The 1,554-nt window shown below is 50.5% G+C and carries 1 rRNA gene (cut by a window edge); it reads left to right on the top strand.

Annotation, left to right across the window (positions count from 1 at the left end):
• The first annotated feature begins 29 nt into the window (after positions 1-29).
• A 23S ribosomal RNA gene (locus tag ICA15_RS28410) occupies positions 30-1,554 on the top strand (it continues 1,468 nt past the right edge of the window).

The following is a 1,554-nucleotide window of genomic DNA, read 5'->3' as shown; positions in this document are numbered from 1 at the left end:
TAGTATAACCAGATTGCTTGGGGTTATATGGTCAAGTGAAGAAGCGCATACGGTGGATGCCTTGGCAGTCAGAGGCGATGAAAGACGTGGTAGCCTGCGAAAAGCTTCGGGGAGTCGGCAAACAGACTTTGATCCGGAGATGTCTGAATGGGGGAACCCAGCCATCATAAGATGGTTATCTTGTACTGAATACATAGGTGCAAGAGGCGAACCAGGGGAACTGAAACATCTAAGTACCCTGAGGAAAAGAAATCAACCGAGATTCCCTTAGTAGTGGCGAGCGAACGGGGACTAGCCCTTAAGTGGCTTTGAGATTAGCGGAACGCTCTGGAAAGTGCGGCCATAGTGGGTGATAGCCCTGTACGCGAAAATCTCTTAGTCATGAAATCGAGTAGGACGGAGCACGAGAAACTTTGTCTGAATATGGGGGGACCATCCTCCAAGGCTAAATACTACTGACTGACCGATAGTGAACTAGTACCGTGAGGGAAAGGCGAAAAGAACCCCGGAGAGGGGAGTGAAATAGATCCTGAAACCGTATGCGTACAAGCAGTGGGAGCCCACTTTGTTGGGTGACTGCGTACCTTTTGTATAATGGGTCAGCGACTTATTTTCAGTGGCGAGCTTAACCGAATAGGGGAGGCGTAGCGAAAGCGAGTCTTAATAGGGCGTCTAGTCGCTGGGAATAGACCCGAAACCGGGCGATCTATCCATGGGCAGGTTGAAGGTTGGGTAACACTAACTGGAGGACCGAACCGACTACCGTTGAAAAGTTAGCGGATGACCTGTGGATCGGAGTGAAAGGCTAATCAAGCTCGGAGATAGCTGGTTCTCCTCGAAAGCTATTTAGGTAGCGCCTCATGTATCACTGTAGGGGGTAGAGCACTGTTTCGGCTAGGGGGTCATCCCGACTTACCAAACCGATGCAAACTCCGAATACCTACAAGTGCCGAGCATGGGAGACACACGGCGGGTGCTAACGTCCGTCGTGAAAAGGGAAACAACCCAGACCGTCAGCTAAGGTCCCAAAGTTATGGTTAAGTGGGAAACGATGTGGGAAGGCTTAGACAGCTAGGAGGTTGGCTTAGAAGCAGCCACCCTTTAAAGAAAGCGTAATAGCTCACTAGTCGAGTCGGCCTGCGCGGAAGATGTAACGGGGCTCAAACCATACACCGAAGCTACGGGTATCATCTTAGGATGATGCGGTAGAGGAGCGTTCTGTAAGCCTGTGAAGGTGAGTTGAGAAGCTTGCTGGAGGTATCAGAAGTGCGAATGCTGACATGAGTAACGACAATGGGTGTGAAAAACACCCACGCCGAAAGACCAAGGTTTCCTGCGCAACGTTAATCGACGCAGGGTTAGTCGGTCCCTAAGGCGAGGCTGAAAAGCGTAGTCGATGGAAAACAGGTTAATATTCCTGTACTTCTGGTTATTGCGATGGAGGGACGGAGAAGGCTAGGCCAGCTTGGCGTTGGTTGTCCAAGTTTAAGGTGGTAGGCTGGAATCTTAGGTAAATCCGGGATTCTAAGGCCGAGAGCTGATGACGAGTTATCT

It is taken from the genome of Pseudomonas sp. P116, from assembly GCF_020149425.1.
In the GTDB taxonomy this organism is placed as follows: domain Bacteria; phylum Pseudomonadota; class Gammaproteobacteria; order Pseudomonadales; family Pseudomonadaceae; genus Aquipseudomonas; species Aquipseudomonas anatoliensis.
Note: the sequence above shows the minus strand (reverse complement) of the source record. Positions and strands in the feature narration are given on the sequence as shown.